The following is a 24,880-nucleotide window of genomic DNA, read 5'->3' as shown; positions in this document are numbered from 1 at the left end:
TGATGAGAATAAACATAGGAGCATCACATCGATTTCATTTATTAGATTTAGCTAAAGAATTAGAGACATTAGGACATGACGTCCGTTTTTATTCATATGTACCTACAAAAAGGGCTATTAAATATGGCTTAAAAAAGGAATCAAGTTTTTCATTGTTTTTTATAATGTTACCTTTTTTAGGATTAATAAAATTATCAAAAAAACCTTCATTTTCGTTAAAATTAATTAATTGGGCATTAGATAGTTATTTGTCATTTTTTATGAAGCCATGTGATGTATATATTGCTTTAGGTACTGTTTATAAAAAATCATTTGTAAGTGCTAAAAAAAAATATAACGCTATTACCATATTAGAATGGGGAAGCAAGCATATTGAAGAACAACAAAGAATTTTATCGCTTATTCCTAACGTAGTGCAACAGGATAAGTATTTTATAAATCGTTCTTTGACAGGCTATAAACTCGCTGATTATATAGCTATAGCATCTGATCATGTTAAACAAAGCTTTATTGAACGAGGTATTTCTGAACATAAACTAATTCAAAATCCATATGGTGTAGATTTGTCAATGTTTGCCCCTACAGAATTATCGTCTGAAAAAAATTACGATATTATTATGGTAGGAGGTTGGAGTTATCGAAAAGGATGTGACTTATTGATAGAGTATTTTAAAGAGACTGAATTGACTTTTCTGCATGTTGGACCTATTGTTGACTTGTCATTTCCTGATCGTAATAATATGACACATGTTGATAGTGTTGACCAAAAAAAATTAATAGATTACTATAAAAAAGCTAAAATATTTGTTTTGGTTTCAAGAGAGGAAGGACTGGCTATGGTTCAGTCACAAGCTTTAGTTTGCGGTTTGCCAATAGTTTGTACAAAAGATACTGGGGGAAGAGATTTAAGAAATATATTAAAAGATAAAAAATGGATTATTGAGATGGAAAATTTTACATTTCAAGATTTAGACAAAGGTATAAAAGAGGCATTATCCTTAGCACAAAATCAAACGGGATTTAGATCATATTCTACAGGTGTAAGTAGCTATTTGAACTGGAAAGCATATGGAGAGCGCTATAATAAAAATTTAGAGCAAATTTTTAAATTAAATTAAATGAACTTTTCCAAATTAGGAAAATATACCGTTATCTTATCAACAATTCCTGCATTGTATGTTAGTATTTATCCAGGTAAAATTGTATTAATTACTATGTTATGTTCATATATTCTTTTAATAGGAATGCTGATTATAGTAGCAAAACTGCAGGTAATAAATGAAAAAATAAATATAAACTTTGATAGCGTACTGTATGTAAAGTTTTTTTTATTTTATAATCTTTTAGTATTAATTAGAGGAATATATGATGCAAAATCTGATCAAGATTGGATAGCTATGTTTTCAGCAACAATCCCATTATTTTTAGTAATTCATTTTTCTATTTATTTGGCAGCATATAACACATCAATTAATAGTCTTATTAAATCATTTATGACCTATGGGGTTGTTTTGTCAATCTTTATTTTTTTCTTTGAGCCCCCTTTATCAATTGATTTTACTAAATCTATATCGCCAATATATTTAATGATATTTTTGATACCTTTTGTTAATAAAATCAATCGTATTTTTATTATTTTTTTAACGTTAATATCATTTTTTAGTGATTTTTCAAATCGCTCAAATCTTATTAATATTTGTATAGCATCCGTTATAACACTTAGCTTTTTTTGGAAAAAAAGGATGTGGGTATTAAGCTTAATAAAGGGTACGAGAATTTTCTTGCTATCATCTCCAATTGTTTTTTTAATATTAGGTTTGTCAGGAGTATTTAATGTTTTTTTAATTGGAGACATGATGCAAACTTATAGTATTGAAACTAGTAACGGTAATAAGCAAGATCTTTTAATAGATTCCAGAACATCCATTTATTCAGATGTTTTTTCTGAATTAAAGAGACAAGAAGCTTTTGTTTTTGGACTTGGAGCATCAGGAAAAACAAAAACATCACTAACGGAAGTATCATATGCCGATTTTGATAAAATATATAAAGAAGGTCGTAGAAGAACAGAATCAGGAATGCTTAATTATATACAATGGGGAGGAATGATTGGTGGATTGGTTTATTTTTTACTTTTTGTTAAGGCATCTTTTTTAGGGATTTATAGATCCCGAAACTGGTTTTGTGTAATGTTGGGGGTCTGGGTAGCATTTAAAGGCCTTTTTTCATTTATAGAAGATGCAACATATTTTTCAGTAAGTTCAATATTTATTTTTTTTGCAATTGGAATTTGCATGAGTAAAAAAATTAGACAGTTAGATGATTTGGAAATAAAAGTGTTCTTTAAAAAAACTTTAAAATTTAATTAAAATCTATTTAAACAAAACTGGATGAATATAAAAGATATAAGTGTTAGAGTTCTTAAAAAAGCATATAGGTTTTTTTTAATTAAAAAATTTGAAAACCCATATTGTGACATAAATAGGCAATCAGCAAATGATCAAATTTATGATTTATTAAACGATAACAAACCTTGTATGATTGCAAGATTTGGCACAACAGAGTTAATTGCGATTAATAATTACTTATGCATCACTAGTAACGAAAAATATTATAAAAAGATCTGGAATTATATTACAGATAAAACCCATTTGCCATGGTGGGATGAAAAACATTTTAAGTACATGGATGTGTTTTCAGGGATTTTTCCTCCTACAAAAGAAACTGCAGAAGAGTTTTCTGAACTTTATCTTTCGGATACACCTCAAATAGATTTATTAGGATCATTTCAATATTATGAAAAATTCATGCCATTGCGTTCTGATGTAAAATATGTTCATTTAGAATGTCTATATCCTTTTTTTGTAGAAAAACCATGGACAAGAGTTTTAAAAGGAAAAAAAGTATTGGTTGTTCATCCTTTCGAAGAAACGATACAGGAACAATATAAATTAAGGGATAAACTTTTTGAAAATCCTGATCTACTTCCTGAATTTGAATTAATAACCTACAAAGCGATACAGTCTGCTGCTGGCATTGAAGTCCCATATAAAGATTGGTTTGAAGCATTAAAATTGATGAAGGATCAAATTTCAGAAATTGATTTTGATATTTGTATTTTAGGTTGTGGAGCTTATGGTTTGCCATTAGCAGCTCATATAAAAAGGATAGGTAAAAAAGCTTTTCATATGGGTGGAGGGGTTCAGTTACTATTTGGCATCAAAGGCAAACGATGGGATACTCCTAGTTATGGACGTGAATATGGAATACCTGAATTATTTGTAGAGCCGTATTGCAATTTATATAATGAGTATTGGACAAAACCATTAAAAATTAATACACCAGATAAGGCTTCAGCTATTGATGGAGCTACTTATTGGTAGTTAAATTGTTTATATATGGATAGTATAAATAAAATTTTTGCGCATAATTTTTTAGCCATCATCTATTTTAATTTTAAAATGCTACCTTTTTCACAGGCCATCAAACTTCCTTTTGATTTTTATTATAAAATAAGATTTGAAAATTTATCAGGTAAAGTTTTTTTAAATAGTGAGAAAATAACTAGAGGAATGATTAAAATTGGGGGTAGAGGTTCAGAAATGTTTTCACGTACTACAACTATTATAGATTTAAAAGGTATTTTTAAAATAAATGGTACTCTTGAAATTGGTCATGGCTGTTTAATACGAGTTGAAAAAAAAGGCATTTTGTCTACAGGCAAGAATGTACGTATTGGAGCTTTAAGTAAGGTTTTTTGCGAAAATAATATTTTGTTTAAGGATGAAATTGATTTTAGCTGGGAATGTCAAATCTTTGATACTAATTTCCATTATATTAGAAATGTTTTAGATAATTCAATAGATGATAAGGTTGGTTCTGTTGAAATAGGATCTTATAATTGGTTTGGTAATAGAATAACTGTTATGAAAGGAACTAAAACACCTGATTTTTTTATAGTAGCTTCTAATAGTTTATGCAATAAAAGCTACTATAATTTTCCTCAAAACTCAGTAGTTGGTGGTTTCCCTGTAAAACTAATAGGTGAAAATAAAAAAAGAATATTTGAGAATTTAGAAGATACTTCAAAATTTGATCATGAATAAATGGATTCAATGCATAATATAGCTGTTTTATTAACTTGTTTTAATAGGAAAGAAAAAACAATAAATTGTTTAAGCCAACTTTTTAAGCTTAAAAGTGATTTAGATGTATATTTAGTTGATGACGGTTCAACTGATGAAACTAGTAAGGCAGTTGTAGAAGGATTCCCTCAGGTAAATTTGATCTCAGGATCAGGTAATCTTTTTTGGAATAAAGGCATGTATTTAGCTTGGGAATATGCAGCTAAAAAAGATTATGATTATTATCTATGGTTAAATGATGATGTCGTTATTTATGAAAATTGTTTTGATGAACTTTATTCATGTATAGATTTGACAGAAGATAAAGCAATTATATCAGGAATAATAGAAACTTCAGATAAAAAAGATACTTTATATGGTGGTTTTGATGCTAATAAGAAATTAATTAAACCAAATGGGGAATTAAACCTTATTAGGAATATGAATGGAAATGTTGTTATTGTGCCTAAAGAAGTTTATAAAATTTTAGGCAATTTAGATATTCATTATCATCATGATTTAGGTGATGTAGATTATGGATTACGTGCACAAAACAATGGTATTGCCGTTTTTACTACAAGAGTTGCTATTGCAAGTGGTGAAAAAAATGATATTTGCCGGGTAAGACAAAACAACACTAATATTATTCAAAGGTTCAAAAAATTATATTCACCTTTAGGTGCAAATCCTAAAATTATATTTTATTTTAGGAACAAATATTTTGGTTTTATAAATGCGGTATTCTATTTTGTTTTTTTGCATTTTATAAATTTTATTCCAGATAAGTTAAATAAATTAATTTTTGGGACTCGTTACCTTTAGTTTATTAAATAATAAATGAATACAATGAAAATTCTTCGTGTTATTTCATCAATGCATCCAAGTAATGGAGGTCCTTGTCAGGGAATTCGTAATGCTATACCTTATTTTAAAAGAGTAGGAATAACAACAGAAGTAGTTTGTATGGATGACAAGAATAGTAATTATCCTGTACTTGATGATTTTACTATTTATAAAGTTGGTAGCGGGATAACTTCTTATAAATATCAACCGGAATTATCAAGGTGGCTAAAAGAACATATTCAAAAATATGATGTTGTAATTGTTCATGGGATTTGGCAGTATCATAATTTAGCGGTTTATAAAGCAATTAAATTCTTAAAAAAGAAACAGCAATATGCTCCTAAGATAGTAGTTATGCCCCATGGCATGCTGGATCCTTATTTTCAAAAAGCAGTAGACAGAAAGTGGAAAGCTTTGCGAAATAAATTAGTTTGGTCATTAATTGAAAAAAAATGTATTAATCATGCTGATGCTGTCTTTTTTACTTGTGAGGAAGAAATGTTATTAGCTGCTACTACTTTTAAAAATTATAATCCTAAAAGAATATTTAATGTAGGATATGGTATTCAGATGCCTCCAGAAAACAGTAAGCAACTGGAAGAAGAGTTTCATAAAAGCTGCCTATCTGTTAAGGATAAAAAATATTTTCTTTTTTTAAGTCGTATTCATGAAAAAAAAGGAGTCGACTTATTGATAAATGCATATAATGAAATATCTCAGGAGAATTTAGATTTGCCGGATTTGGTTATTGCCGGGCCATTAGAATCTAATTATGCAAATGAAATGATACAACTAGCATTAAATAATAAAAAAATACATTTTCCAGGAATGTTATCTGGTAAAGCGAAATGGGGTGCATTTTATAATTGTACAGCTTATTTTTTACCAAGCCATCAGGAAAATTTTGGTATTGCGATTGTCGAAGCTATGGCTTGTAAAAAACCTGTTTTAATAACTAAAAATATCAATATTTGGCGCGAAATTATTGATGGAGGAGGTGGCTGGTTAGTTGATTTAAAAAAAAAGAAAGAATTAATGAATATTCTTTTAGCTATAATTGAAGAGTCAGAACAAAGTTTAGTAAAAAAAGGTAAAAATGCCTTTGAAACTTATCAAAATAATTTTGATGTCAAAATTTGTACAGATAAGTATGTTAAAACTTTAAAAAGTATATAATTATTTTTAAAATTAAATCGCTTTTCAAAATTAGAATATGGAAAAAAGAATAAAAAATCTGGATTTATTTCGCTTTTTAGCAATACTATTAGTTGTCTACCTTCATATAGGAACCCGATTTTTATCTAATATAATAAAATATGATGTATTGCTTAAAGTTGGGAAATATGGGGTTGAAATGTTTTTTCTTTTGAGTGGTTTTTTGATTTCAAATATTTATTTTAAAAAGAAGAATGTTAGTTTATTAAAGTTTTGGCTAGGACGTTTTTTGAGAACATATCCCCCTTATATAATTACATTAATAATTTCATATGCAGCTGTATATTTTTTCAAGAAACAATCTTTCGATTGGGGATATATATTATTTTTTCAAAATTTTTACCAAACGATACCTTTTTTTTTGGCATCATGGTCTTTATGTGTTGAAGAACATTTTTATTTGGTTTTCCCCTTTATAGTTCTGTTTTTATCATTACTTAAGAACAAGTATTTACAGCTTTTCGTTTGGATTACTTTAGTTTTGGCACCCTCATTTATTAGACTTTATTTTGGAAATTATCTTAACATGAATTGGGGATATTATACCACAGCAAGTATTTTTAGATTTGATGGTATAGCCTTAGGGTGTTTAATTTCATTTTTAATTAATCATTATAATTTTTCGTTTAAAGTAAATCCATATTTTAGTTTATTCATGTTTATGGTCTTTTTACTATTCGGTAGCTATCTTTCAAATTTTCAAACTGTTTTTACTTATAGTTTTGGTTATTTAATATTGGTCATTATTATTGGTTTAACATTTTTGTCATTTTATTTTGCAGATGAATTTTTCATTTCTCGATTTAATTTTATAAAGGAAGGTGCTTATATGGCTTATTCAATCTATCTTACACATAATTTAGTGATAAATTTTATAGAAATGATAGTTCAAAAAAATAATATATCTAATGAGGGTATTATATCTTTATTGACATTGTTTGTATGTATTGTAATAGGAAAAATATTTTACATTTTGGTTGAAAAAAAAGCGATCGAGAAGCGTAATTTACTTTTAAAAAATATATAGTCATGATAAGTCATAATAAAAATGATAAAGATGCTTATAAAAGACCTATTTTTTCAAAATGGAATAAAGTTAAAAGGTTGATATGGCAGATATCGTGGTTTGTCTTATGTAGATATACTCCTGCACCTTTTCATGGTTGGAGGAGTTTTGTGTTAAAATTTTTTGGGGCTAAACTCGGTAAAAATAATTTTATATATCCTACCTGTAAAATTTGGGCTCCCTGGCTTTTAGAAACAGAAGAAGTAGTTACAATTGGTCCAGGGGTAGAAATTTATAATCCCGAGAGAGTTTTTTTGGGACATCATTCTATCTTGTCGCAAGATTCTTATTTATGTGGTGCAACTCATGATTATAACACCATTATGTTCACTTATATGAAAAAGGAAATCATTATTGAACCTTATGTTTGGATTTGTGCTAAAGCTGTTGTTTTACCTGGGGTTATATGCCATGAAGGAAGTGTTTTAGGAGCGCTTTCTATTACTTCTAAAAATCTGGAGCATTGGTCAGTATATGCCGGTAATCCATGTAAATTGATAAAAAAGCGTAATAATTTTCTAGTTGAAAAAAAAAATTGAATGGAAATTAAAAATATAACTGAAACTCTTTATGATTTATGTATTGTTGGTAGTGGCCCTGCTGGTATGATTGTAGCAATGGAATACTCTAAATTAAATCCTGAGAGAAAAGTTTTATTGATAGAGTATGGTGTAAAAGATCAGATGTTTGAAAAAAATAATTTGGACGAGACCATAATAAACACAAACCCCGTTAATCATCACAATCCTTATGAATGTACCAACAAAGGTCTTGGTGGTTCTTCTGCAACCTGGGGGGGGCGATGCGTTATGTTTGATGAGATAGATTTTATGCAACGTCCTGTTTTAAAAGGACAATGTACTTGGGATTTAGATTTGTTTAATGAAGTAAAACATTTTCTTTCAAATACGACGGAATATTTTGAGTGTGGTGAACCAATGTTTGATTTAAGTAACTCAATAGATTTTAAAGTTACCTCTATTTCAGAAAAATTTAAAAAGGGGATAGTTACGGATTCAGTTTTGGAACGTTATAGTATGCCAACCCGATTTGGGAAACGTTTTTTAAATGATATAAAAGCCTTAAAAAACCTTGAAGTAATTGAAGGTTATGAAGCAAGAGATTTTGAGGCTCCTAATGATAATGGAAGTGTTAATTCTTTAAAAATTAGATGTGTTTCAAGTTTAGAAAATTTTACAATAAAAGCAAAATCTTTTGTTCTAGCAGCAGGAACTCAGGAAACAACTAGGATTTTACTTCGCAATAAGCAATTATTTAATTTACTTAAAAAAGTTCCTCAGGCATTAGGTAAATATTATCAAGGGCATTTGTCTGGTAAAATTGCTTCGGTTCATTTTATTGGCGATCCAAAAAAAACAGATTATGGTTTTCTAAAAGATAAAGATGGTGTTTATACTCGTAGACGATTTCAGTTTACAAAGGATTTACTTTTGGAAAAAAAACTTTTAAATACTGCAATTTGGCTTGATAATCCTTTATATTTTGATCCAAAACATCGCAGTGGACCAATGTCTGTGATGTATTTAATGATGTTACTACCGGTTATAGGAAGAAAACTTGCTCCTCCTGCTATTGCACACTCAATAACAAAAGGGAAAGTCACAGGGATCAAAAAGCATATTTGGAATGTAATAAAAGATTTGCCAGGTTCCTTAATAATTCCAGGCTCAATTTTTATTAAACGTTACTTAATGAAACGTAAACTTCCGGGAGTTTTTCTTTATAGTCCTAAAAATCATTATGCACTTCATTTTCATACTGAACAAATTCCTTTTGAAGAGAATAGAATGGAATTGGATACTGATGGAGAAACTTTAAAAATATATTATAAATTAACTGATGTAGATATAGATTCCATAATAAAGACTCATGAAATATTAGATGATTGGCTCAAAGAAACTGGTGCTGGGAAATTAGAATATTGGTATGAACAAAAAGAATTACAAGAGAAAATAAAGGAAATGTCGTGTGATGGTATTCATCAGTCGGGAACTACAAGAATTGCCAATAGTAGTGAGGAAGGTGTTGTAGACAGAGATTTAAAACTATGGGGTACAGAAAATGTTTTTATCTGTAGCAGTTCTGTTTTTCCAACATCAAGCCAGGCAAATCCAACATTTTTTTTAGGAGCTTTTGCTGTTCGCTTGGCAAATCATTTAACAAAAAAATATGAGAAAAATTGAATTGATAAAAGGCATTGAATCTTCTGCTTTAGGTTTTGGATGTGCCCCAATAATGGGTTCCGTTGATTCAAAAAAAGCTAAGTATGCAATAGAATGTGCATTAGATAATGGTATAAATCATTTTGATTTAGCACGTTCTTATGGATATGGTGAGGCGGAAAAATTTGTTGGTAAAATTGTCAAATATAAACGAGATAAGGTTGTGCTGGCAAGTAAATTTGGTATTTATGCAAATTGGAAAGCTAATTTACTTAAACCTGTTAAACCTTTAGTTAGATATGCTCGTGAAAATTTAAAAAAAGAACATAATAAAGAAACTCAAAGTAGCCAAATTCCTAAAATTGCAGATCATTTTCATAATCGTTTAGTACTTCGCAAAACCGAAATGCTTAAAAGTGTAGAAAAAAGTCTAAGAGAATTGAATACTGATTATTTAGATTATCTATTTATTCATGAGCCACTTGATACTTTAGTATATTTTGATGAATTAGCAGAATTGGCAGAAATTTTCAAGAAAGAAGGTAAAATAAGAGGCTGGGGTTTAGCTTACATGCAATCACAGCAATCTTTACATGACACTTATTTAAACAAATTCGATGTTTTACAATTTAATAATTCATCAGGAACTTTTGAATATGACGATGTAGTTAAAGGCAGAGGATTAATGTCAAATATAATTTTTTCACCATTAAACGGAGGTGATAAAAATAAGAGCCCAAAAGAAAAATTTAATAAAATTTTTGAAGATTTTCCAAATAGTGTCGTTTTATGTTCGATGTTTGACGAAAAACATATTATTGAAAATGTTAAACTAGCTTATTAGATGTTATTTTTAATTTATAAAATATATGATTTCAATATTAATACTCACTAAAAACGAAGAGCAAGATTTACCTGGCTGTTTAGCATCGGTTACTTGGAGTGATGATATCCATGTATTTGATTCTTTTAGTGATGATCGAACGTTGGAAATTGCTAAGGATGCAGGAGCAACCATTACGCAACGAGTTTTTGATAATTGGTCAGCGCATCAAAACTGGGGCTTGACTAATATAAAATTCAAATATCGATGGGTACTTTATATTGATGCTGATGAAAGGGTTTCGGAATCATTATTAAACGCCATAATAGAACTTAAACCAGATAATAATTCAGAATTTGTTGCATACGAATTGAGAAGAAGAGATTTTGCATGGAATGGGAAATGGCTTAAACATGCTCAAATGTCACCTTTTTACCTAAGACTGTTTCGTCCTGACAAGATGCGTTATGAGAGATTGGTAAATCCGGTTTCAATTCCTGATGGTCCGACAGGTAAAATCGAAGGTTTCTTAGATCATTATCCATTTAGTAAAGGATTTAGATTCTGGATTCAGAGACATTTAAGTTACGCAGATATGGAAGCTTTGACAAGGGTTAAAGATTTAAATCAGGGCGTTACTTTTTCTTTCAGAAAGGCTTTGTTTGGTAAAGATTTTACAGAAAAAAGATATCATCAAAAAGGATTGTTTTACAAATTACCCGGACGTCCTTTAATAAAATGGTTTTATATGGTAATTGTAAGAAGGGCATTTTTAGATGGCAGTGCTGGTATGACTTATGCTACTTTACAATCTATTTATGAGTATTTTATTGTTTTGAAAAGCAAAGAATTACTCAGCCAAAAAAAGAAATAAAATAATTTTCTTAGTTAATCATAATTTATGAAGGTCTCCGTTATTACAGTTTGTTACAATAGAAAATCAACTATTGAACAATCCATAAAGAGTGTTTTGGATCAGGACTATCAGGATATTGAATATATAGTTGTCGATGGTAATTCATCAGATGGGACTCAGGATATTATTAGAAAATATTCGGATAAAATTGCCAAATATATTTCAGAACCTGATAAAGGAATGTATGATGCAATAAATAAAGGATTAGCGATGGCTACCGGGGATATTATAGGATTAATGCACTCTGACGACGTTTTTTATGATGAGAAAGTAATTTCTAAAATAGTAGATACTTTTAAAAATAATCCGGATTCAGACGGAATTTACGGAAACGGCATTTATGTTACCAACGATGAAGAGCAGAGAATAGTAAGAAATAGGATTGGAGGGGAATATGATTATAAAAAACTGAAGTCGGGGTGGCTGCCTTTGCACCCTACAGTTTATATCAAAAAAAATATTATTGACAGGTATGGCAATTATGATTTGAAATTTAAAATTGCTTCGGACACCGAGTTTTTGTTGCGTTATCTTTTTAAGAATAAAATAAAGATGAGTTATCTAAATGCTTATATAGTAAAAATGCGAATGGGCGGTCTAAGTACCGATTATAAAAGAGTCTTTAAGGTGTTAAAAGAGGATTGCCAGATATATAATTATCACAATATGTCAGGTATAAAGGTAGTTTTTCAAAAAAAAATAATCGCCTTGATGCAATATATAAAAAAATGAGTTATGCTAAAGATGTATTATAAACAGAGGTTTACGATTTTATGAAAATTTTAGATATTCTTTCCCGTCACCGTTTCTCCCGCTATTTTAAACTTTTGTTTGTAGTATGGGATGTGATACTTTTAAATTTTTCCATTGTATTATCCTCCTGGGTACGTTTTGGGAATCTTGACAAGCTCTTTCTTAAAGAAGTACAAACGGTGTCTTTTTTGTCCAATTTAATATGGATTGCACTGTTATTACGAAATGATTCTTATCGTATAGTAAGAATTGAACCCTTAGAATCTATTTTAAAGCGTACAACAAAAAAATTTGTATTTCATATTGCCTTAATCGCTTTTTTTGTGCTCTTTTTAAAGTATTCACAAATCTCAAGACTTCGGTTACTTTATTTTTATTTCTTTTTCTTCTGTTTGCTCATGCTCTCCAGGTTTTTGTCAATGGAACTTTTAAAATACATACGAGCCAAAGGATATAATTTTAAAAGTGTAATTATTATTGGTGCTAACGATGCTGGCGAACGTATACGAAAAACCCTGTCTAAAGATTTAACGTATGGGTATCGCTTTTTAGGTTTTTTTGATGAAAAAATAGATCCTTTCGCCTTTATTTCAGGACCCATATTAGGTGGGTTTGAAGAAGTAGAAAAATATGTAATTGCCCATCAGGTAGATGAAATGTATGTGGCATTACATATTGACAATATAAATATCATAAATAAATTAATAAAAATATGCGAGCATCATATGGTTCGTGTTAAATTTATTCCCGATTTTCAATTGTATACTAAATCCAGTAAGGTGGAGATTTCATTTTATGAAAATACCCCTGTCTTAATGTTCCGTACAGAACCGCTAGAATATACTGTAAATAGGTTGTCAAAAAAGGCATTTGATATCGTTTTTTCACTGGGAGTCATATTGCTGATTTTTCCATGGCTGTTTCCAATAATTATAATTTTTATTAAAATAGAATCACCTGGGCCTGTTTTTTTTAGACAGGAGCGTTCCGGAAGAGATAATGAATCTTTTTTCTGCTGGAAATTTAGAAGTATGCGGGTAAACAAACAGTCAGACAAACTGCAAGCAGCAAAAGGAGATCAACGTATTACTAAGTTTGGTGCTTTTATGCGTAAAACGAGTATAGATGAACTGCCACAGTTTTTCAATGTTTTTTTAGGCGATATGTCTGTGGTAGGACCGAGACCCCATATGGTCAATCATACGAAGCAATATACTGATTTGATAGGAAATTACCTGGTACGTCAATATACGAAACCTGGTATTACAGGCTGGGCTCAGGTAAATGGCTACCGGGGTGAAACCAGAGAGCTTATCGATATGGAAAACAGAGTAGAATATGATATCTGGTATATTGAAAACTGGAGTATTTTGTTAGATATCAAAATCATAATTAAAACTATTATTAATGTAGTGAAAGGTGAAGAAAATGCTTATTAGAGTTTATATCTTTATTGTAGATAAAATCGATATTACAGATAAAAATCAGTTTATTGATTATCCTGACAATTATCATATAGATAAGAAAGTAAAAGCTATTCTTTATATTTGCGGTATAAACCAAAGTCCTAATGAATTTCAATTTTTTTAAATTTAGAAAAACAAGTCTGTTTTATCTTACTGTGTTTTTGTTTTTTTCCTGTGCCTCAAAAAAAGATATAGTATATTATCAAAATATTGATGGGACTAATATTTCGCAAAATATAGCCTCTTATGAAATAAAAATTCAGCCGGATGATTTATTAATGATTATAGTTTCTGCTGAAGATCCTGAAATTGCGATTCCCTTCAATTTAACTTCGGTTATAGTACCTAATGCAAACAATTTAATGGCAGCAGGAGGTCAGCAAACACAACAGTCTTATCTGGTTGATAAAGAAGGAAATATCGAATTTCCTGTTTTAGGGAAATTACAAGTGGGGGGGCTGACCAGGACAGAAGTTTTAAGATTACTTAGAGAAAAAATCTCTGTTTACATTAAAAATCCAATTATTAATCTTCGAGTCATTAATTTTAAGGTTTCCCTGCAGGGCGAAGTCAATATGCCCGGAACTTATTCTGTCGCTTCCGAAAGAATTACGCTGATTGAAGCTTTGTCTATGGCAAAAGACTTAAGTGTTTACGGTAAGAGGGATAATATTCTGATTATACGCGAAATTAATGGTATAAAATCATATAATAGGGTTGATATTACTAAAGCAGATTTTATTAATTCGCCCTTTTATTATCTGGCCCAAAATGATGTGATATATGTAGAGCCTAATAAAACCAAAATAAATGCTGCTGCGGTCGGTCCTAATACATCTGTTATTATATCGGGACTTTCAATTTTAATATCGCTTTGCGTTCTAATATTTAAATAAAAATACAGACAAATGCAAGATTTTTATAATGAAGTTATAGAAGATGAAATTAATGATGTAAATCTTCGTGAACAACTGGATAAATATTTAATCCACTGGAAATGGTTTGTTTTAAGCATTTTTCTTTGTTTGGTGTTAGCAGTTTTGTATTTGCGATACACTTCACCTAGTTATGAAGCCAGTACTTCTATATTGGTAAAAGATGAGAATAAAGGAGGGATGCTTTCTGAATTATCTGCTTTTTCAGACTTAGGATTAGGCGGTGGCTCTGTCAATAATTTGGATAACGAGATAGAGGTTTTAAAGTCAAGGACTTTAGTTGAATCAACTGTGAAAAAGCTTAATTTAAATATTAATTTGCAGGTAGAAGGTAATGTTGTAGATAGAGATATATATGGGGGAAGCCCTGTGAACGTTTATTTTTTGAATGAGACAGAATTATTTGATGAAGCAAATGTGGTTTTAAAATTAGATTTGTTGTCTAATGATTTATTTTCTTTAGAAAATGAATTAATTGAAAAAAAAGGGGGTGAAAATGTTATTTTAACAACAAAAAAACAATTTAAGTTTAATGAAAAAATAGCTACCCGTATCGGAACACTGGTTATCGGGAAAACCGCATTTTATAATAAAAACAGTGTTGGAAAAGATAAGTTTATTCGAATTATAATCAGTCCAATTGAGAATATTACAGCAAGTTTTAGAGGAAGAGTAAAAGTTGAACCTGTTAGCAAAACAAGCAGTGTGGTTACCGTATCTATGACTGACCCCGTTCAGAAAAGAGCTGAGGACTTTCTGGATAATATGATTCAGATTTATAATGAAAATGCAGCTGAGGATAAAAATTTTATTTCTGAAAATACTTCTAAATTTATCTCTGAACGTTTAACGTTGATAACTCAGGAATTAGACGGTGTAGAGCAGGATGTGGAAAGTTTTAAAAAATCAAACAGACTGACAGATATCGAATCAGAGGCTAAACTTTTTATTGAAGGTTCAAATGAATACGATAAAAAAGGGGTAGAAACTGAAATACAACTGAATGTAGTTTCGTCATTACTTGATTTTATTAAAAAAAGCACCAATTCAGATTTGTTGCCAACCAATATTATAACAGAAACCGGAGAAGCGGGTGGATTAATTACATCCTATAATCAGTTAGTTTTAGACCGTAATCGAATTCTAAAATCGGCTACGACTGAAAACCCTTCTGTTATAAAATTAGACCAGCAGATTTCTGCATTAAAGGCAAATGTGGCTACAAGTCTGAAAAGGATGCAGTCTAATTTGCAAATTCAAAACCGGGATTTAAAAAGTCAGGAAAGTATCCTGAATAGTAAAATTGGCAAAATACCGGTACAGGAGCGCCAGTTCAGGGTAATTGCCAGACAACAAAAAGTAAAAGAAGAACTGTACTTGTATTTGTTGCAGAAACGTGAAGAAACAGCCATTTCATTAGCGGCTACTGAACCCAATGCTCGTATTATAGACGCAGCAAAAGCCAATAAAATTCCGGTTAGTCCAAAGAAAAAAGTTATTTATCTTGCCGGCTTGTTAATAGGTTTGTTAATTCCTTTTGGTATTATATATGGATATGATTTACTCGACACCAAAATCAAAAGCCGATTAGATCTTGAGGGCAAAACCCAGATTCCTTTTATTGGTGATATTCCGACTTCAGATAATACCAATGAATTGATCAAGGCAGAAAGCAGGACCAGTTCGGCTGAGGCTATTAGGATTGTTAGGACCAATCTTGAGTTTATGCTGACAAATGTTCCTGAGGGCATTGCTAAGACCATTTTTGTAACTTCTACATTTCCCGCAGAAGGTAAAACGTTGGTTTCTGTAAATCTTGCTGCGACATTTGCTTTGTCTGGCAGAAAAGTTTTACTGGTAGGTATGGATATTAGAAATCCGAAATTTTCGGACTATTTTTCAGTACCGAATTTTGGATTAACTAATTATTTGTCTTCAAACGAGACTGACCTTAGCAAATATATTGTTAAACATGATGATTATGAAAATTTCTACATATTGCCATCAGGTGTAATACCGCCAAATCCTGTTGAATTGTTGATGGGCAAAAAAGTTGATAGTCTTTTTGAAACATTAAAAAAAGAATACGATTATATTATTGTAGATACAGCTCCTGTAAGTTTGGTAGCTGATACATTACTAATAGCTAAAAAAGCAGATACTTTTGTTTATGTAATGCGTGCAAATGTTCTTGAAAAGAGAATGATATCTATTGCAAATACTTTTTATAAGGAAAAGAAATTGCCAAATATGTGCCTGGTTCTTAATGATACAGATTCAACCAAAGGTTATGGCTATGGCTATGGATACGGGGTGAAAAGAGAGAAAAAAATATGGTATAAGAAAATCAAAGACATAAGTTAATAAGGATATGTTTCATAAAAAAAAGGTTCAAATTATTTGAACCTTTTTTTTATGAAACGATTTGAAGATTTATTTTAAAATTTAAAAAACTGATTGTTAGATATGATTTTTTTTAAGCCTTCAGAATCTTTTAATTTTATCCTTTGTTCAAACGCTGCTATGTGATTGTCGTGATGTACATCGGTGCCTACAAAATCATACATTCCTTTCTTTAATAACTGTTCGGCAATTTTAGTTACTTCTTCCCCATAATAGCCTACAACAGCCAATAAGTTTAATTGAAATAAACAGCCTGCCTTTTTTAATTTATCGTACTCAGTAATGTTTTTGTGGTAAAACAAATAACGTTCCGGATGTGCTAAAACAGGAATATATCCTGCCACCTGTAAATCAAATAAAATTTTATACAATTGGACCGGAGCATTCATGTACGACATCTCTACTAATACATAATTGTCTTTTAAGGTAAGAAGCTTTTCATCTTTGAAGTGTTTTTCAAACCAATCGTCCATGAAGTATTCTGCCGCTGCGAGGAAAGGTTTTGTAATGTTGCTTTCGGTTAACAGTTTACTTGTCTCGGTATGATTATCCTGAATTGCCTGTGGGGAGTTATTCCAAATATAATGGCTGATATGAGGTGTAGTTATGAATTGTGAAACCCCAATCGTTTCCAATGATTTTATTAATCTTTTAGTTTCAGATATTGTTTTTGCACCATCATCAATTCCGGGCAATAAATGCGAATGGATATCGATATAGCCGCCTGATAGGAGATCCTTTAAATAAGGCTTTTGTTTTAAGAATGATAACATAGGGCAAAAATAGAAAAAATCAGAGAGATGTGGCTACAACTGTAAAAGATTTGATTATTCATTTTAAAGGAATAAAATTCGGTTTTAGTTAAAATAGTAATTTAAAAATTATTTGTTTTATTGTTTGATAATTAGTGAGTTATGATTTTTTAATATTCTAAATTTGTAAGAATAATTTTTATAGATAAATATGGTGTCAATTTATAAATTTTACAAAATCTGGATTTTACTCTTTTTAATGCCGGTTTGTCATGCTCAGAAAGATACACTCTCCTATAAAGAAAAAGATATTCTCGATGTAGTTTATAAAATATTTAACAAGAATGACACCCTGAAAAAAAACAGGGATAAAAAAATTGCGTTTTCTTTATTGCCTGCACCTGTGAATGTTAGTTCCAGCTCAGGGTTGGTGATTTCGTTTCTAACGACTTTTTATTTAGGAGATTCAGAAACGACAAAGATGTCGCAGGTTTCTTTTACTCCTTACTTTAGTTTTACCAATCAGTATGTTTTTCCAATTCAGTCCTATGTTTATACTAAAGATAATGAATGGAGTTTTATCGGGGATTATCGGTTTTTGATTTATCCGCAGCCTACATACGGACTTGGTAATCACTCAACAAAAGATGAAATGTCCACATTAAATTATGAGCAATGGCGTTTTTATCAGTTTATCACAAGAAAAGTAAAAGGAAATTTTCAAATGGGACTAGGCTTCTTATACGATAATTATCAAAATATTAGCGAAGAATCTTATATTGATACAGAAACGGATTATTCAAAATATATGAATGGTGATTTTACCGATGCCAGTTCTTTTGGCTTTGCAGTACAGGCTTTGTATGATTCCAGAAAGAATATAATTAATCCGGAACAGGGAGCTTATATTGAAGCCGATTTTAGACTTAATACCAGTGGAGTAGAAAATAAGAAGTGGAAATCTATTTATCTTGATGCGAGAAAATATCATTCTTTTAGTAAAATCAGACATGAAATTTTAGCTTATCGCGCATTTTATTGGTCAACTTTTTCAGGGAAACCTCATTATCTGGATCTGCCAAGTATTGGTTGGGATCGTGACGGAAGAACAGGAAGGGGATTTACAAGAAACAGATTTAGGAGCAATGCCCTTATTTATTTTGAAACGGAATACAGAACAGATATTTCTAAAAATGGTTTTTTCGGAGCTGTGTTTTTTTCTAATATTTCATCGGTTTCAAAGTTCGAAACGTATCAGTTTCATCAATGGAACCCGGCTGTGGGAACCGGCCTTCGGGTTAAATGGAATAAAAAAAATAACAGTAATCTGGCATTGGATTATGGAGTTAGTAAAAACGACTGGTCTTTACGTTTGGGTTTAGTTGAAAATTTTTAACTTTCCCCAATATTTCAACTTAATTTTTTTATGCAATTATCAGTTATTATTCTTAATTATAATGTACGCTATTTTTTGGAACAATGCGTATTAAGTGTTCAGGAAGCACTTTTTGCAATTGATGGGGAAATTATTGTAGTCGATAATAATTCGGATGATGATAGTTGTTTAATGATGAAAAGTAGATTTCCGGAGGTAACGCTAATTGAGAACAAAGAAAATTCAGGATTTCCAAGGGGAAACAATATTGGGGTAGCTCATGCTAAAGGAAAATATATTTGTATTCTAAATCCGGATACAGTGGTTGCAGAAGATACTTTTGTTAAAATTTTGGCTTTCGCCGAAAAAAAAGTAGATCTCGGAATTGTTAGCTGTAAACTTATTGACGGAACAGGGAATTTTCTGCCTGAAAGTAAACGTGGAACTCCAACGCCCTGGGTCGCTTTCACAAAGATTTTTGGATTGTATAAAATTTTTCCAAATCAAAAGCTTTTTAATCAGTACTATGCTCAGCATCTTTCAGAAAATCAGACAGGAAAAGTTGATATTTTAGTAGGGGCTTTTATGGTAATGGAACGTGAATTGTATTTAGAAACCGGAGGTTTTGATGAAGATTGCTTTATGTATGCCGATGATATAGATTTATCTTATTCTGTTTTGCAAAAGAAAAGAAACAATTATTATTTTCATGAAACTTCTGTCATACATTATAAAGGTGAAAGTACAATAAAGGATCAAAAGTATATGAAAAGATTTCAGGAAGCAATGGAGTTTTTTTATCAGAAGCATTTCAGGAAATCCTTGTTTTTTTCGGTTTTTATCAAAATAGGAATTTTTCTTTTTTCGTTTGTAAAAATGTTTCAGGGAAAATCCAAACCAAATCTGTTGCCGGAAAGCTATATTTTCTTTTCTTCTGATGAAAATAGGTGCAGTCAGTTGTCTTCTGTTTTGAAAAATAAAATCACTTTTATCGATTTCAAAAAGGAAAAAATGGTAAATTCGTCCCTCGTTTCAGAGGGGAGAAGAGTCGAAGTTATTTTGGATAATCAGTATATTTCTTTTAAAAAATGTATAGAAATCTTAGAAACTGTTAAACATAAGAGTGTTACTTTTAAAATTTTACCAAAAAAGGCCAATTTTATTATTGGAAGCAATTCTAAAAATGAACGGGGTGAAGTAATAAAAATTGAGTAAAAATTGTATTTTGTGTAATTTATGTTTAAAATATTCGGTAATTTCGCAATCTGAAAATCAAAATCACCTTTTAGGTTAATAATATGGCAAGATTTGAATTGAAACTTCCAAAAATGGGAGAAAGTGTAGCTGAAGCAACCGTAACAAACTGGTTGAAAGAAGTTGGAGACAAAATTGAAGCTGATGAAGCGGTACTTGAAATTGCAACTGATAAGGTTGATAGTGAAGTACCAAGCGAAGTGTCGGGAATTTTGGTTGAACAATTATTTGGCAAAGATGATTTGGTTCAGGTCGGACAAACTATAGCAATTATTGAAACAGAAGGCGATTCGTCAGAAAGTAATTCATCTGAAATAAAATCCGTACATGAAACTGTAATTCCTGTTGAAGCTCCTGATATTGAAAAAGAAATTGAGATGGTAAAAGAATCTGTTTCGTTTCTTCAGGATTTTTCAGGTTCAGAAAAATTCTTTTCTCCATTAGTAAAAAATATAGCAAAAGAAGAAGGAATTTCTATTGAGGAATTGGAAAGTATTTCAGGATCAGGAAAAGATGGACGTGTTACAAAAGATGATATTCTAAAATATATTGAAGACCGTAAATCACAAGTTACTGAGGAAAAAGTCGTTATTTCTCAAAAAACGGCAGAACCGGTAATTCAAAAAAGTACTCAGGCAGTTCCGGTTTCTGTAAACGGAGAAGACGAAATTGTTGAGATGGACAGGATGCGCAAGCTGATTTCGGGTTATATGGTGGCTTCTGTGCAGACTTCGGCTCACGTGCAGTCGTTTATAGAAGTGGATGTGACAAACATTGTAAAATGGAGAGATAAAGTTAAAATGGCTTTTGAAAAAAGAGAAGGAGAAAAACTGACTTTTACTCCAATTTTTATGGAAGCGGTTGCAAAAGCTATAAAGGATTTTCCTGGAATCAATATTTCGGTTGAAGGTGATTATATTATCAAAAGAAAAAATATCAACTTAGGAATGGCCGCTGCTTTGCCAAACGGAAATTTAATTGTTCCGGTAATTAAAAATGCAGATCAGTTAAATCTTGTAGGTATGGCAAAAGCGGTTAACGATTTAGGGAACCGTGCAAAAGCCGGAAAATTAAAACCTGATGATACGCAGGGAGGAACTTATACGGTGACAAACGTGGGGACTTTTGGAAGTGTTTTTGGTACTCCGATCATCAATCAGCCACAAGTTGGTATTCTTGCATTAGGTGCAATTCGTAAAGTGCCTGCAGTTATTGAGACTCCAGAAGGTGATTTTATCGGAATCCGTCAAAAAATGTTTTTGTCGCATTCTTATGATCATAGAGTTGTAGATGGTGCTCTGGGAGGCAGTTTTGTAAAGAGGGTAGCAGAGTATCTGGAGGCTTTTGATGCTGACAGGGATTTCTAAAATTATATAATTATAGCATTAAATCCGGCAAAATTTTAAAATTTTGCCGGATTTTTTTTCATAAATGCTTATTCATAAAAAATAATTTTAACATTCGTTTGCCTTAATAAATTTGTGATATTTCGGCTTTAAAAATTACATTTGTAAACTTAAAAAATGGAGATGGAATTAAAACTGAACAAACCAATTTGCTTTTTTGATCTTGAAACAACGGGAATTGATATCGGAAAGGATCGAATCGTGGAAATTTCGATATTTAAAGTTTTTCCTAATGGAAATAAAGAAAGCAAAACATGGCTGGTTAATCCAACAATCCCAATTCCTCCACAAACAACGGCAGTTCACGGTATAACGGATGAAAAAGTAGCCAACGAACCTACTTTTGCGGAACTGGCGCCACATATTCATAATATGATAAAAGACAGTGATCTGGGAGGGTTTAATTCGGATCGGTTTGATATTCCGTTGCTGGCAGAAGAATTGCTTCGTGCCGGAGTAGATTTTGATATGAAAAATAAGGTATCTGTAGATGTGCAGACTATTTTTCATAAAATGGAAGAGCGTACTTTGAGTGCAGCGCTAAAGTTTTATTGTGGAAAAAGTCTTGAAAATGCTCATTCGGCTGAGGCAGACACTATGGCGACCTATGAAATATTAAAAGCCCAGTTAGATCGTTATCCGGAATTAGAAAATGATATGAAAGTCTTGTCTGAATTTACTACCCGCAAAAAAATAGCAGATTTTGCAGGAATGATTGCTTTTGATGAAGATAATGAAGAGATTTTTACTTTCGGAAAACACAAAGGCGCAAAAGTTGAAAAAATTATGGAGTCGGAACCGGGCTATTTTAACTGGATTCAGAATGCGGATTTTCCTTTGTATACCAAAAAGGTTCTGACTGGAATTAAATTGAGAAAATTAAACACTAAATAGGTTTCTAAGATGTCAAGTATTAAGATTCTGGGTTTTTAGTTTCTTGATGACTTAGCATCTCAGTGTCTTAGTAATTTAAAAAAAAAATGAAAATCATCTGTATCGGTAGAAATTATACCAATCATATCGAGGAATTGAAAAATGAAAGGCCTGCAGAGCCTGTTATTTTTATGAAACCAGATTCGGCGGTTTTGTTGAAGCAGCACCCGTTTGTGATTCCGGAGTTTTCAGAGGATATTCATCATGAAATTGAGGTGATTGTAAAAATCAACAAGGTAGGAAAGTATATTGAGTCTAAATTTGCACATAAGTATTACGATGAAATAAGTGTTGGTATTGATTTTACGGCCCGTGATTTACAAACAAAGCTAAAAGAGAAAGGCTTGCCTTGGGAAAAAGCAAAAGCTTTTGACGGATCTGCTGTGGTAGGGGATTTTTTGCCGAAAACTCTTTTTAATTCTGTTGAAAATCTTAATTTTGAGCTAACCAACAAAGGACAGACTGTTCAAAAAGGTAATACAGCACTAATGCTTTGGAAAATAGATGAACTCGTTGCTTATGTGTCGCAATATTTTACATTAAAAATTGGTGATATTATTTTTACAGGAACACCTGCAGGAGTTGCTGCTGTTTGTCCAAATGATGTTTTGGAAGGGTTTTTAGAGGATAAAAAATTATTTAGAATTCAAATAAAATAATGGCATTAAAATACAATTTATCAAAAGTATATGCGCTTTCAGATGATTCGGAGTTTGTAAATGAAATTCTAAGATTGTTTGTTACAGAGGTACCGGAAGATTTAAAGCAGATTAAAGAAGGTATTAAGAAAAAAGATCATAAACATGCCTATTCCTATGCACACAAGATAAAACCTACCCTTGATTTAATGGGACTGAATGTTGCTTTTGAGGAAATTCTACAAGTAGAAGCATGGACAAAGTCCGAAGGTAAAAAGAAAGAGATTGTAGAAACTTTTAAAAGTATCAGGACACAGGTTAAAGAAGCAATAAAGGAAATAAAGAAAGACTTTGATCTTTAGTATTGTTTCGGAATTTGAACTAAGAATAATATTGGGGCTTTTTTGAGGATTCTTTTATTCTGAAGTATATTTTGAAATAGCTTGATTGTTTCTTCCCATTATAAAATCCAAATTAAATATTTTTTCTTTAACACGTATCATTAAGTTATGATATAAGTAAAATATTATGTCAGAATGAAAGCAGTTATTATTACCATTGGAGATGAAATTCTAATTGGCCAGATTGTAGATACAAATTCCGCTTTTATTGCTAAATCACTCGATAGGATTGGAGTTGAAATTAGTGAAATGATTTCTATTAGTGATGATAAAAATCAGATACTGAATACTTTTTCGGAGTTGCAGAATAAAGTTGATATCGTAATTATAACAGGTGGATTGGGGCCAACAAAAGATGATGTTACGAAAAAAACATTTTGTGAGTATTTTAATGATGAACTGGTTGTAAATCCTGAGGTTTTAGCACATGTTACACATTTGATAGAAGGATATTTTAAACGTCCTATCACTCAAATGAATAAAGATCAGGCGTTGGTGCCGTCAACCTGTACGATACTTCATAATCAGGTTGGAACTGCACCAGGTATGTGGATGAAAAAAGAGAATACCGTATTTGTTTCGCTTCCGGGTGTGCCTTATGAAATGAAATATTTGGTTGAAGAAGAAATAATTCCAAAAATAGTACGCGAATACAAGCGTCCTTATATCATTCATAAAACCATTTTGACTTACGGGCAGGGCGAGAGTTTAGTTGCAGAACGTATCGAAAATTGGGAAAATAATTTACCAGATTTTATAAAATTAGCTTACCTGCCAAATCCTGGACGGGTGCGTTTACGTTTAACAGCAAGAGGAACTGATAAAGAAGAACTGGAAAAGGCAATTGAAGATAATGTTAAGTTCTTAGATGCTATAATTCATGATATAATAGTAGGTTACGAAGAAAACGAAACAATTGAAACAGTAATTGGTAAGCTATTATCAAAACAAAATAAAACCATTTCAACTGCGGAAAGTTGTACAGGGGGGAGAATTGCTTCGCTTTTGTCTGCAGTTCCCGGTTCGTCAGGTTATTTTAAAGGAAGTGTTGTTTCGTACGCAACAGAAACGAAAGTCAATGTTCTTGGAATTTCACAAAATTTAATAGATCAGTTTTCGGTAGTTAGTGCAGAGGTGGCATCTGCTATGGCTTTGAATGTGAAAAGCTTACTAAAAACAGACTATGCGCTTGCTACAACAGGTAATGCAGGTCCTTCAAAAGGCGATTCTGATGCCGAAATTGGTACTGTTTTTATAGCTTTAGCTACTCCAAACGGTATCATTACTGAACAATTTAACTTCGGACAACCGCGTGAAAAAGTGATAGATAGAGCAACTATTAAGAGTTTGGAAATATTGCAGAAAGAAATTTTGAAAATTGTGTAATATTTTTT

Annotated in this window: 23 protein-coding genes; 22 read left to right on the top strand and 1 reads right to left on the bottom strand. The window is 31.1% G+C overall.

Annotated elements, in window-relative coordinates; translation table 11 throughout:
• Positions 1-2: 2 nt before the first annotated feature.
• The 15 genes from GWR14_RS07490 to GWR14_RS07420 all read left to right on the top strand — a co-directional run bounded on the left by GWR14_RS07490 (position 3) and on the right by GWR14_RS07420 (position 16,688).
• Positions 3-1,118 (top strand): glycosyltransferase family 4 protein, encoded by a 1,116-nt coding sequence (locus GWR14_RS07490; protein WP_163408405.1) that lies wholly within the window; start codon positions 3-5, stop codon positions 1,116-1,118.
• Positions 1,119-2,369 carry a hypothetical protein gene (locus GWR14_RS07485; protein WP_163408404.1) on the top strand — a complete coding sequence of 417 codons (1,251 nt, stop codon included), beginning with the start codon at positions 1,119-1,121 and terminating at the stop codon, positions 2,367-2,369.
• Between the two features lie 21 nt (positions 2,370-2,390).
• A complete protein-coding gene (locus GWR14_RS07480; RefSeq protein ID WP_163408403.1) occupies positions 2,391-3,383 on the top strand; it encodes a hypothetical protein in 993 nt (330 codons plus the stop codon).
• 15 nt (positions 3,384-3,398) lie between these two features.
• Positions 3,399-4,106 carry an LbetaH domain-containing protein gene (locus GWR14_RS07475; RefSeq protein WP_163408402.1) on the top strand — a complete coding sequence of 236 codons (708 nt, stop codon included), beginning with the start codon at positions 3,399-3,401 and terminating at the stop codon, positions 4,104-4,106.
• Complete coding sequence (locus GWR14_RS07470) at positions 4,107-4,946, top strand: glycosyltransferase family 2 protein (RefSeq protein ID WP_246236299.1); 840 nt, start codon at positions 4,107-4,109, stop codon at positions 4,944-4,946.
• A 24-nt stretch (positions 4,947-4,970) separates the two neighbouring features.
• On the top strand, positions 4,971-6,143 hold the full coding sequence (locus GWR14_RS07465) for a glycosyltransferase (protein ID WP_163408401.1): 1,173 nt from the start codon (positions 4,971-4,973) through the stop codon (positions 6,141-6,143).
• Between the two features lie 37 nt (positions 6,144-6,180).
• Entirely contained in the window at positions 6,181-7,209 is a 1,029-nt protein-coding gene (locus tag GWR14_RS07460) for an acyltransferase family protein (protein WP_163408400.1), read from the top strand.
• Between the two features lie 2 nt (positions 7,210-7,211).
• Positions 7,212-7,787, top strand: a complete 576-nt coding sequence (locus GWR14_RS07455; protein WP_163408399.1) for an LbetaH domain-containing protein — start codon at positions 7,212-7,214, stop codon at positions 7,785-7,787.
• Entirely contained in the window at positions 7,788-9,452 is a 1,665-nt protein-coding gene (locus tag GWR14_RS07450) for a GMC oxidoreductase (RefSeq protein WP_163408398.1), read from the top strand.
• Entirely contained in the window at positions 9,439-10,275 is an 837-nt protein-coding gene (locus GWR14_RS07445) for an aldo/keto reductase (RefSeq protein WP_163408397.1), read from the top strand. Before GWR14_RS07450 ends, GWR14_RS07445 begins: the two co-directional genes overlap by 14 nt.
• Positions 10,276-10,300: 25 nt before the next feature.
• The gene (locus GWR14_RS07440; RefSeq protein WP_163408396.1) at positions 10,301-11,128 is read left to right on the top strand and encodes a glycosyltransferase family 2 protein; all 828 of its coding nucleotides are present in this window, start codon (positions 10,301-10,303) and stop codon (positions 11,126-11,128) included.
• Between the two features lie 27 nt (positions 11,129-11,155).
• Positions 11,156-11,902 (top strand): glycosyltransferase family 2 protein, encoded by a 747-nt coding sequence (locus GWR14_RS07435; protein ID WP_163408395.1) that lies wholly within the window; start codon positions 11,156-11,158, stop codon positions 11,900-11,902.
• Positions 11,903-11,943: 41 nt separating this feature from the next.
• The gene (locus tag GWR14_RS07430) at positions 11,944-13,362 is read left to right on the top strand and encodes an undecaprenyl-phosphate glucose phosphotransferase (protein WP_163408394.1); all 1,419 of its coding nucleotides are present in this window, start codon (positions 11,944-11,946) and stop codon (positions 13,360-13,362) included.
• A gap of 131 nt (positions 13,363-13,493) precedes the next feature.
• Positions 13,494-14,285 (top strand): polysaccharide biosynthesis/export family protein, encoded by a 792-nt coding sequence (locus tag GWR14_RS07425; protein ID WP_163408393.1) that lies wholly within the window; start codon positions 13,494-13,496, stop codon positions 14,283-14,285.
• A 12-nt stretch (positions 14,286-14,297) separates the two neighbouring features.
• Entirely contained in the window at positions 14,298-16,688 is a 2,391-nt protein-coding gene (locus GWR14_RS07420) for a GumC family protein (RefSeq protein WP_163408392.1), read from the top strand.
• Positions 16,689-16,762: 74 nt separating this feature from the next.
• Here the strand turns inward: GWR14_RS07420 and GWR14_RS07415 are convergent, their stop codons facing one another.
• Complete coding sequence (locus GWR14_RS07415; RefSeq protein ID WP_163408391.1) at positions 16,763-17,500, bottom strand: tyrosine-protein phosphatase; 738 nt, start codon at positions 17,498-17,500, stop codon at positions 16,763-16,765.
• A 190-nt stretch (positions 17,501-17,690) separates the two neighbouring features.
• On the opposite strand from GWR14_RS07415, the gene GWR14_RS07410 reads away from it, so the two are divergent.
• The 7 genes from GWR14_RS07410 (at position 17,691) to GWR14_RS07380 (ending at position 24,872) form a co-directional block, all read left to right on the top strand.
• Positions 17,691-18,875 (top strand): BamA/TamA family outer membrane protein, encoded by a 1,185-nt coding sequence (locus GWR14_RS07410; RefSeq protein ID WP_246236298.1) that lies wholly within the window; start codon positions 17,691-17,693, stop codon positions 18,873-18,875.
• A gap of 30 nt (positions 18,876-18,905) precedes the next feature.
• Positions 18,906-20,069 carry a glycosyltransferase family 2 protein gene (locus GWR14_RS07405; RefSeq protein ID WP_163408390.1) on the top strand — a complete coding sequence of 388 codons (1,164 nt, stop codon included), beginning with the start codon at positions 18,906-18,908 and terminating at the stop codon, positions 20,067-20,069.
• Between the two features lie 83 nt (positions 20,070-20,152).
• On the top strand, positions 20,153-21,475 hold the full coding sequence (locus GWR14_RS07400; protein WP_163408389.1) for a dihydrolipoamide acetyltransferase family protein: 1,323 nt from the start codon (positions 20,153-20,155) through the stop codon (positions 21,473-21,475).
• Positions 21,476-21,637: 162 nt separating this feature from the next.
• The gene (locus GWR14_RS07395) at positions 21,638-22,408 is read left to right on the top strand and encodes a 3'-5' exonuclease (protein ID WP_163408388.1); all 771 of its coding nucleotides are present in this window, start codon (positions 21,638-21,640) and stop codon (positions 22,406-22,408) included.
• An 86-nt stretch (positions 22,409-22,494) separates the two neighbouring features.
• Positions 22,495-23,106: a fumarylacetoacetate hydrolase family protein gene (locus tag GWR14_RS07390; protein WP_163408387.1), complete on the top strand. Its 612-nt coding sequence runs from the start codon at positions 22,495-22,497 to the stop codon at positions 23,104-23,106.
• Positions 23,106-23,447, top strand: coding sequence for an Hpt domain-containing protein (locus GWR14_RS07385; RefSeq protein WP_163408386.1), 342 nt, complete (start codon positions 23,106-23,108; stop codon positions 23,445-23,447). Before GWR14_RS07390 ends, GWR14_RS07385 begins: the two co-directional genes overlap by 1 nt.
• Before the next feature lie 174 nt (positions 23,448-23,621).
• Positions 23,622-24,872: a CinA family nicotinamide mononucleotide deamidase-related protein gene (locus GWR14_RS07380; RefSeq protein ID WP_163408385.1), complete on the top strand. Its 1,251-nt coding sequence runs from the start codon at positions 23,622-23,624 to the stop codon at positions 24,870-24,872.
• Positions 24,873-24,880 lie beyond the last annotated feature (8 nt).

The organism is Flavobacterium ajazii, from assembly GCF_010614725.1.
In the GTDB taxonomy this organism is placed as follows: Bacteria; Bacteroidota; Bacteroidia; order Flavobacteriales; family Flavobacteriaceae; genus Flavobacterium; species Flavobacterium ajazii.
Note: the sequence above shows the minus strand (reverse complement) of the source record. Positions and strands in the feature narration are given on the sequence as shown.

What these genes read in the sequence shown, in the direction of transcription:
- GWR14_RS07490 (WP_163408405.1), top strand. Translation starts at nt 3, where the DNA reads ATGAGAATAAACATAGGAGCATCACATCGATTTCATTTATTAGATTTA.
- GWR14_RS07485 (WP_163408404.1), top strand. Translation starts at nt 1,119, where the DNA reads ATGAACTTTTCCAAATTAGGAAAATATACCGTTATCTTATCAACAATT.
- GWR14_RS07480 (WP_163408403.1), top strand. Translation starts at nt 2,391, where the DNA reads ATGAATATAAAAGATATAAGTGTTAGAGTTCTTAAAAAAGCATATAGG.
- GWR14_RS07475 (WP_163408402.1), top strand. Translation starts at nt 3,399, where the DNA reads ATGGATAGTATAAATAAAATTTTTGCGCATAATTTTTTAGCCATCATC.
- GWR14_RS07470 (WP_246236299.1), top strand. Translation starts at nt 4,107, where the DNA reads ATGGATTCAATGCATAATATAGCTGTTTTATTAACTTGTTTTAATAGG.
- GWR14_RS07465 (WP_163408401.1), top strand. Translation starts at nt 4,971, where the DNA reads ATGAAAATTCTTCGTGTTATTTCATCAATGCATCCAAGTAATGGAGGT.
- GWR14_RS07460 (WP_163408400.1), top strand. Translation starts at nt 6,181, where the DNA reads ATGGAAAAAAGAATAAAAAATCTGGATTTATTTCGCTTTTTAGCAATA.
- GWR14_RS07455 (WP_163408399.1), top strand. Translation starts at nt 7,212, where the DNA reads ATGATAAGTCATAATAAAAATGATAAAGATGCTTATAAAAGACCTATT.
- GWR14_RS07450 (WP_163408398.1), top strand. Translation starts at nt 7,788, where the DNA reads ATGGAAATTAAAAATATAACTGAAACTCTTTATGATTTATGTATTGTT.
- GWR14_RS07445 (WP_163408397.1), top strand. Translation starts at nt 9,439, where the DNA reads ATGAGAAAAATTGAATTGATAAAAGGCATTGAATCTTCTGCTTTAGGT.
- GWR14_RS07440 (WP_163408396.1), top strand. Translation starts at nt 10,301, where the DNA reads ATGATTTCAATATTAATACTCACTAAAAACGAAGAGCAAGATTTACCT.
- GWR14_RS07435 (WP_163408395.1), top strand. Translation starts at nt 11,156, where the DNA reads ATGAAGGTCTCCGTTATTACAGTTTGTTACAATAGAAAATCAACTATT.
- GWR14_RS07430 (WP_163408394.1), top strand. Translation starts at nt 11,944, where the DNA reads ATGAAAATTTTAGATATTCTTTCCCGTCACCGTTTCTCCCGCTATTTT.
- GWR14_RS07425 (WP_163408393.1), top strand. Translation starts at nt 13,494, where the DNA reads ATGAATTTCAATTTTTTTAAATTTAGAAAAACAAGTCTGTTTTATCTT.
- GWR14_RS07420 (WP_163408392.1), top strand. Translation starts at nt 14,298, where the DNA reads ATGCAAGATTTTTATAATGAAGTTATAGAAGATGAAATTAATGATGTA.
- GWR14_RS07415 (WP_163408391.1), bottom strand. Translation starts at nt 17,500, where the DNA reads ATGTTATCATTCTTAAAACAAAAGCCTTATTTAAAGGATCTCCTATCA.
- GWR14_RS07410 (WP_246236298.1), top strand. Translation starts at nt 17,691, where the DNA reads ATGGTGTCAATTTATAAATTTTACAAAATCTGGATTTTACTCTTTTTA.
- GWR14_RS07405 (WP_163408390.1), top strand. Translation starts at nt 18,906, where the DNA reads ATGCAATTATCAGTTATTATTCTTAATTATAATGTACGCTATTTTTTG.
- GWR14_RS07400 (WP_163408389.1), top strand. Translation starts at nt 20,153, where the DNA reads ATGGCAAGATTTGAATTGAAACTTCCAAAAATGGGAGAAAGTGTAGCT.
- GWR14_RS07395 (WP_163408388.1), top strand. Translation starts at nt 21,638, where the DNA reads ATGGAATTAAAACTGAACAAACCAATTTGCTTTTTTGATCTTGAAACA.
- GWR14_RS07390 (WP_163408387.1), top strand. Translation starts at nt 22,495, where the DNA reads ATGAAAATCATCTGTATCGGTAGAAATTATACCAATCATATCGAGGAA.
- GWR14_RS07385 (WP_163408386.1), top strand. Translation starts at nt 23,106, where the DNA reads ATGGCATTAAAATACAATTTATCAAAAGTATATGCGCTTTCAGATGAT.
- GWR14_RS07380 (WP_163408385.1), top strand. Translation starts at nt 23,622, where the DNA reads ATGAAAGCAGTTATTATTACCATTGGAGATGAAATTCTAATTGGCCAG.